The sequence below is a fragment of the Sanguibacter sp. 25GB23B1 genome, assembly GCF_040012415.1.
GTDB lineage: Bacteria > Actinomycetota > Actinomycetes > Actinomycetales > Cellulomonadaceae > Sanguibacter.
In genome coordinates this window covers 60,115-67,304 of sequence record NZ_JBDYKL010000025.1, presented here as the reverse complement: position 1 = coordinate 67,304, position 7,190 = coordinate 60,115, and the positions used below count along the sequence as shown (strand labels likewise).

The 7,190-nt window shown below is 70.8% G+C and carries 4 protein-coding genes; all 4 read left to right on the top strand.

Annotated elements, in window-relative coordinates; genetic code table 11:
• The first annotated feature begins 38 nt into the window (after positions 1-38).
• The 4 genes from ABKW26_RS13925 to ABKW26_RS13910 all read left to right on the top strand — a co-directional run bounded on the left by ABKW26_RS13925 (position 39) and on the right by ABKW26_RS13910 (position 7,173).
• Complete coding sequence (locus ABKW26_RS13925; protein WP_348594378.1) at positions 39-1,214, top strand: Gfo/Idh/MocA family oxidoreductase; 1,176 nt, start codon at positions 39-41, stop codon at positions 1,212-1,214.
• Positions 1,215-1,381: 167 nt separating this feature from the next.
• Positions 1,382-4,828: a PQQ-dependent sugar dehydrogenase gene (locus ABKW26_RS13920; RefSeq protein ID WP_348594376.1), complete on the top strand. Its 3,447-nt coding sequence runs from the start codon at positions 1,382-1,384 to the stop codon at positions 4,826-4,828.
• Between the two features lie 65 nt (positions 4,829-4,893).
• A complete protein-coding gene (locus tag ABKW26_RS13915) occupies positions 4,894-5,874 on the top strand; it encodes a sugar phosphate isomerase/epimerase (protein ID WP_348594375.1) in 981 nt (326 codons plus the stop codon).
• Positions 5,875-5,898: 24 nt separating this feature from the next.
• The gene (locus ABKW26_RS13910; RefSeq protein ID WP_348594374.1) at positions 5,899-7,173 is read left to right on the top strand and encodes a hypothetical protein; all 1,275 of its coding nucleotides are present in this window, start codon (positions 5,899-5,901) and stop codon (positions 7,171-7,173) included.
• Positions 7,174-7,190: the final 17 nt, after the last annotated feature.

Here is a 7,190-nt window from a genome sequence, read left to right as displayed (position 1 = left end):
CCCCCCCCCCCCCCCCCCACGAGGAAGGACCCGAGCTCATGAACCGTCCTGCTCAGCCCCGCCTGGGGGTCGCGATGATCGGCTACTCCTTCATGGGGGCCGCTCACTCTCAGGCGTGGCGCACCGCCCCTCGATTCTTCGACCTGCCGATGAGGCCCGAGATGGCGGTGCTCGGCGGTCGGGACGCCGGGGCGGTCCAGGCGGCAGCCGACCGGCTCGGCTGGTCGGCGACCGAGACGGACTGGCGCGTGCTCGTCGAGCGGGACGACGTCGACCTCGTCGACATCTGCACACCCGGTGACACGCACGCGGACATCGCGATCGCCGCGCTGCGTGCCGGCAAGCACGTGCTCTGCGAGAAGCCGCTCGCCAACACGGTCGAGGAGGCCGAGCGCATGGCGGCCGCGGCGGCCGTCGCGGCGACGCAGGGGGTCGTCGCGATGGTCGGCTTCACGTACCGCCGCGTGCCTGCCGTCCAGCTCGCCCGGCAGCTCGTCGCCGACGGGCGGATCGGCACCGTCCGCCACGTCCGCGCGCAGTACCTCCAGGACTGGCTCTCCGACGAGCAGTCGCCCCTGACGTGGCGGCTCGACAAGGAGAAGGCCGGGTCGGGTGCGCTCGGCGACATCGGCGCCCACATCATCGACCTCGCCCAGTTCATCACCGGCGAGACCATCACGGGTGTCTCCGGGCTGCTCGAGACGTTCGTCCACGAGCGCCCCGTCGCGACGTCCTCCACCGGTCTGTCGAGCACCGCCGGCACCACCTACGGGCAGGTGACCGTCGACGACGCGGCCGTCTTCCTCGCCCGGCTCTCGGGCGGTGCCGTCGGCGTCTTCGAGGCCACCCGCATGGCCACCGGCCGCAAGAACGCCATCCGGCTCGAGATCAACGGCTCCGCAGGCTCCGTCGCGTTCGACTTCGAGGACATGAACGTCCTCGAGCTCTACGACGCGACCGACCCGGCCGGCGAGGCCGGCTTCCGGCGCATCATCGTCACCGAGCCCGAGCACCCGTACCTCGCCGCCTGGTGGCCTCCGGGCCACGGGCTCGGCTACGAGCACGCGTTCACCCACCAGGTCGTCGACCTCGTCACCGCCGTCCACGGCGGGACACCGGCGACCCCCACGTTCTCCGACGGCCTGGCCGTCCAGCGAGTTCTCGACGCCGTGCAACGGAGCGCGGCCAGCAGGAGCGAGTGGCAGAAGGTCTGATCGCTCGCCACGACCGGTGACAGCCGGAGACGAGAGCAGGAGGTACCGCGAGAGCGCCGGGCCGACGCCCGACGGTGTCATGAGGGGCCGGACTACCGCAGTGTCTTCGAGGATCAACGACGGCAGCCCGGCCTGGAGCGATGAACCCTGATGAGGAGTTGCATCACATGAAGGATATCCGCGCACCACGACGCCCCGGGAGACGGTTCGCCGCAGCGGCGCTCGCCGCGGTCGTCGGACTGTCGGGGGTGGCCGTCATCGGCGCTCCCGCGTCGGCCCACGACGGTGTGGACCACGACACGGAGCCGGGCGCAGCCAGCGCGCTCGACTGGACGAACTACGAGAAGGTCCTGCTCACGAAGGACGTCGGTGAACCCATCGACCTCGCGGTCCTCCCCGACAAGACCGTCCTGCACACCGCCCGCAACGGGGACGTCCGGCTGACGGACCCGTCCACCGGAATCACCCGGGTGACGAACACGATCCCCGTCTACACGAACTCCGAGGACGGCCTCCAGGCCATCGGCGTGGACCCCCAGTTCGCGGAGAACGGCTGGGTCTACCTCGTCTACGCACCGTTGGACGACACCCCGGTGGGCTCCGCACCCCAGACCCTGCCGGCCGGCGCAGACGACTCCTACTGGGAGCAGTGGGAAGGCGTGAACCGCTTGTCCCGCTTCCAGTGGACGGGCACCGAGCTCGATCTCGCCACCGAGCAGACGATCCTCGAGGTCCCCGTCCAGCGCGGGCAGTGCTGCCACGTGGGCGCCGACTTCGACTGGGACGCCGACGGCAACATGTACCTCGCCACCGGTGACAACACGCCGGCGAGCACGCCCGGCGCGAACGGCTTCGCGCCGAACAACGACGCCCCCGGCCTCAACCCGGGCTTCGACGCCCGCCGCGGTGCCGGGAACACCAACGACCTCCGCGGCAAGATCCTGCGCTTCACCGTGCAGCCCGACGGCAGCTACACGATCCCGGAGGGAAACCTCTTCGCCCCCGGGACAGAGGGCACACGGCCGGAGATCTTCGTCATGGGGGTCCGCAACCCCTTCCGCATCGACGTCGACGCGGAGACGAACAGCCTCTCCTGGGGCGACTACGGGCCGGACGCCGGCACGGCGAACCCTGCCCGCGGTCCGATGGGCCTCGTCGAGTGGAACACGACCTCGCTCGACACCCCGCAGAACAGCGGGTGGCCCTACTGCACGGGTGACAACTTCGCCTACAACGAGTGGGACTTCGAGACCGCGACGGCCGGAGCGTTCTTCGACTGCGCCGCCCCGGTGAACAACTCGCGGTGGAACACCGGGCTCACACAGCTCCCCGCCGCTACGCCCGCCACCCTGTACTACGGCGACCGTCCCGGGGACCAGCCGTGGGACGAGCTCGTGAACTTCGGCACCGGTAGCGGCCAGGGCCCGCACGGCGGTCCTGTCTACCACTTCGACGCCGACAACCCGTCGACGACGAAGTTCCCGGAGTACTGGGACTCGAAGGCGTTCTTCGGGGAGTTCACCCAGGACTACCTCGCGGCGTTCACCGTCGACTGGGCCACCTCCTCCGTGACCCACATCGAGGACTTCCTGCCGAACACCGCGCTCTACGCAGCCGCGCAGCCGATCCACGACAATCCGATGGACCTCGAGTTCGGTCCTGACGGCTCGCTCTACGTCATCGAGTACGGTGACGGGTTCTTCCGGGCCAACCCGGACGCCGGGCTCTACCGGATCGACTACGCGGAGGGGAACAAGTCTCCGCAGGCGAGCTTCACCGCGACACCCGGTTCCTCGAGCGAGGCACCGCTCACCGTGACCTTCGACGCGTCGGCATCGACCGACCCCGAGGGCTCGGCGCTCACGTACGACTGGGACTTCGAGGGCGACGGCACGTTCGACGCCACCGGGGTCGAGGCGACGCACACGTTCACCGAGCTCGGTCAGTACGTGGTCCGGCTGCGGGTCACCGACGAGCAGGGCAAGTTCTCGCTCACGTCGCGGCCCGTCACGGTCGGCAACCAGGCTCCCGAGGTCACCGTCGCGTACCCGGCCAACGGCGGGTTCTTCAACTGGGGCCAGGCGGTGCCGTTCTCCATCACGACGAGCGACGCCGAGGACGGCACGGAAACCGTGTGCTCCCGCGTGTCCTGGACCTTCGGTCTGGGCCACGACGAGCACGCGCACCCCGAGGTCCAGGGAACCGGCTGCCGGGGCGCGTGGCTCACGCCCGTCAACGCCCCCGAGCACGGACCGACGTCCAAGCTCTACGGCGCCGTCGTCGTCCGCTACACCGACGCGGGGGCCAACGGCCTCCCGGCGGCGACCGGCGAGGCGACCGTCCACCTCAACCCGTTCCTCCAGCAGGCCGAGCACGCGACCGAGCGGTCGGGCGTCACGGTCTACGCCGACGAGTCCGCGAGCGCGAGCAGCGCGATCCGTGGCCTCGGCACCGGCGACTTCCTGCGGTACAGCCCGGTGAGCTTCGCCGGGATCACGGGGGTCTCGGTGGTCGCGAACGGTGGCGGCCAGGTCCAGATGCGCTGGGGAGCGGCGGACGCCGAGCCCTTCGCGGTCGCGGACATCCCGGCGGGTGCCGGGTGGAAGACCGTCGAGGTCCCGCTGCCGACCGTGCCGGACGGCTCGGGCGACCTCTTCGTCACGTCGGCGAACGACCTCGCGGTCGACTCCCTGACGTTCCAGGGTGCGGGCGTCGCGGACGTGACGGCTCCGGTGGTGAGCCACACGCTCACGCCGGGGGCACCGACCGGGGTCGGGGGCGTCTACAACGTGCCCGTGTCCCTGGGGATCGCGGCGCAGGACGTGGGCCAGCTCGCCAGCGTCCAGTACTCGCTCGACGCGGGTGCGACGTGGACGACGATCCGGGCGGTGAACGGCGCGTACACCGTGCCGTTCCCGGCGGACGGCACCTACGCGGTGACGTACCGGGCGACGGACACGGGTGGCAACGTCTCGGAGCTCGGGTCCGCGGCGTTCACGATCGACCTCGACGCCCCGAACGAGCCGACGGTCGACTCGACCACGGTCGTCACGGTCCCGGCGGCCCGCGTGGTCTACGGGGCACCCGGCGAGGTCACGGTGACCGTCGCCGGGGAGGGTGGCGTGCCCACGGGCACCGTCGCCGTCATGGTCGGCGAGACCCAGGTGGGGAGCGGCACCCTCGCGGAAGGCACCGCCACCATCGCCCTCGACCCGACCCTCCCTGTCGGGACGCACGTCCTCGCCGTCGCGTACCAGGGCGACGAGGTGTTCAAGCCGTCGACGACGACGGGGCGCATCACCGTCGCCAAGGCGACGTCGACCATCACGGGGGTTGTCTCGCCGAACCCCGTCAAGCCGGCCATCGCCCCGAAGGTGACGGTGCAGGTCGCGACCTCCACCGGGTTCGTCACCACCGGTGACGTGGCCGTGACGGTCACCCGCAACAACGTCCTCGTCGCGACCGCGACCGGGACCCTCGACGCCACCGGAGCCGTCGTGGTCACCCTGCCGAAGCTCTCCACGGTCGGCACCTACAAGGTCGAGCTCAACTACGCCGGGACCGCCTCGGTGACCAGGAGCTCCAGCTCGACCACTCTCACCGTCCGCAGCTAGACCGCTGGTGGGCCCGGGGCACAGGCGCCCCGGGCCCACCTGGGGAATCACTCGAAGGAGAGAACATGACTTCCCAACCGCTCACCCGCCGCTCGCTCATCAAGGCTCTCGCGGCGTCCACCGTCGCGGTCGGCATCGGCGCCGCCCTCGGACCGTCGGCCAGCGCCGCCGGTCTCGCGCAGGCGGCCGCCCCGACGAGCGGCCGCAACCGCCTCGTCCCGGTGAACCGCATCGGCATCCAGCTGTACTCCATCCGCGACAAGGTCAGCTCGCTCGGCTTCCGTGCCGTGTTCGAGGAGCTGGCGAACATCGGCTACTCCGAGGTGGAGTTCGCCGGGTACACCCAGGGCCAGGTCGGTGCCATCACGCCGCAGGAGATCCGTCAGCTCCTCGACGACAACGGCCTGCGGGCCGTCGGCAGCCACGTCGGGCTCAACGCCCTGCGGACGGACCTCGCCCGCCAGATCGAGATCGCGAACATCCTCGGGATGCCGCACGTGGGCACGGCCAACGCGCCGACGAACGTGGCGACCGTCGCCGGCTACCTCGCCGCCGCCGAGGAGTTCAACGCGTGGGGCGCCCAGGCGTCCGCCGCGGGCCTCAAGCTCTACCAGCACAACCACCAGGGCGAGTTCGCGTTCGCGTCCGACCAGCCGGAGGTGCGTCTCTACGACGTGTTCCTCGAGAACACCGACCCCCAGCACGTCTTCCTCGAGATGGACGTGTACTGGGCCTACGTCGGCAAGCACCTGTTCCCCGGGTTCGAGCCGATCGACTACGTCACGGCGAACCCTCGCCGGTACCCGCTCCTGCACCTCAAGGACGGCAAGACCAACGAGGCGAACCCGAACGGCTACGACATCATCGAGCACGGCGCCGGCGACATCCCCTACCAGGCGTTCTTGTCCAACCTCCGTGACCGTGGGCAGCGGTACGGCATCTGGGAGCAGGACAACGCGGGCTCGACCGCGGTGCCGCCCAACCCTGTCGACTCGTTCGGCAACGCACGTCGGAGCTACACGTCCATCTACGGCCTTCGTGGCTGAGCACCGAGACGACAGGAGAACACCATGAAGAAATGGACAGTTCCAGCGGCCTTCGTGGCCGCTGCAGCGATGATCACGGTCGGTGCACCGGCGGCGTTCGCCGCCTCGACCGAGTGCACCACGGAGCTCGCCGACGAGACCGTCACGGGTGATCTCGTGGTGCCCGCGGGTGCCACGTGCGTGCTCGGCGGCACGACCGTCACCGGGTCGATCGTCGTCAACGAGGACGGCTGGCTCGACGCCACGGAGGTGGTCGTCGGCGGTGACGTCATCGGCACCGACACGTACGGCATCCTCATCGACGGCGCGAGCGTCGCCGGCGACGTGAGCTCGTTCTCGACGGGCACGCGGGAAGGGTTCCTCTACCTCTACGACCTCGAGGTCACCGGCAGCGTCGACGCCGGCGGAATCGACGTCGAGGTGAGCGACACGAGCATCGACGGCAGCTTCTCGACCGCCGCCGCCAGCTACGTCGACCTCCTGCGCACGAGCGTCGCCGGCGACGCGTCGATCGCGGACAGCCCGTTCGGGGCGACCGTGAGCGGCGCGATCGTCGGCGGCAGCCTGAGCGTGTCGGGCAGCTCGCGCGACGTGCTCGTCGGTGCCCTCGCGGACGGCGGCCTCGACCAGTGGGGCAACACCGTCGGCCGCGACCTCGTCCTGACGGGGAACACCGCGAACCTCCAGGTCGCGGGAACGGTCGTCGTGGGCTCGATCCAGCTCGACGGGAACACCCCGGCGGCCAACCTCGGCGCCGGGAACTCCGCCGGCGGGGTCACCGGAGACCACACCGGCGACGGGCCCGCACCGGGGCTGGGCGCGGACGACCAGGCTGTCGCGGTCGTCGTGCCGGAGCAGCTCCCGGGCGAGTTCATCTGGAGCCTCGACTCCACGGGCAGGCTCGTGGACATGGGGGTCGCCGAGGAGATGGGCGACCACTTCGAGGCGACGGGCGAGATCGCACCCGTGCGCGTCACCGACACGCGGGCCGAGGCTCCGGCCTGGTCCGTCTCCGCACAGGTGAGCGACTTCGTCGCCGGGGGCACGACGCTCGACGGCAAGCACCTCGGCTGGGCGCCGAAGCTGCTCGAGAACGAGGGCCAGGCGGTCGCCGGTGCGGCTGTGCCGTCCGGCTTCGACGAGGGCGAGGGACTGTCCGTCCCGCGCAACCTCGGCCGGGCCGAGGCAGGGCACGCCCTCGGGTCGTCCGTCCTCGGTGCTGACCTGACCCTCAAGCTGCCGCTCGGGGTCGACGCAGGGACGTACACCGCCACGCTGACGCTCACCGCGCTCAGCTAGCGACCAGGCGGTCCGGT

What these genes read in the sequence shown, in the direction of transcription:
- ABKW26_RS13925 (WP_348594378.1), top strand. Translation starts at nt 39, where the DNA reads ATGAACCGTCCTGCTCAGCCCCGCCTGGGGGTCGCGATGATCGGCTAC.
- ABKW26_RS13920 (WP_348594376.1), top strand. Translation starts at nt 1,382, where the DNA reads ATGAAGGATATCCGCGCACCACGACGCCCCGGGAGACGGTTCGCCGCA.
- ABKW26_RS13915 (WP_348594375.1), top strand. Translation starts at nt 4,894, where the DNA reads ATGACTTCCCAACCGCTCACCCGCCGCTCGCTCATCAAGGCTCTCGCG.
- ABKW26_RS13910 (WP_348594374.1), top strand. Translation starts at nt 5,899, where the DNA reads ATGAAGAAATGGACAGTTCCAGCGGCCTTCGTGGCCGCTGCAGCGATG.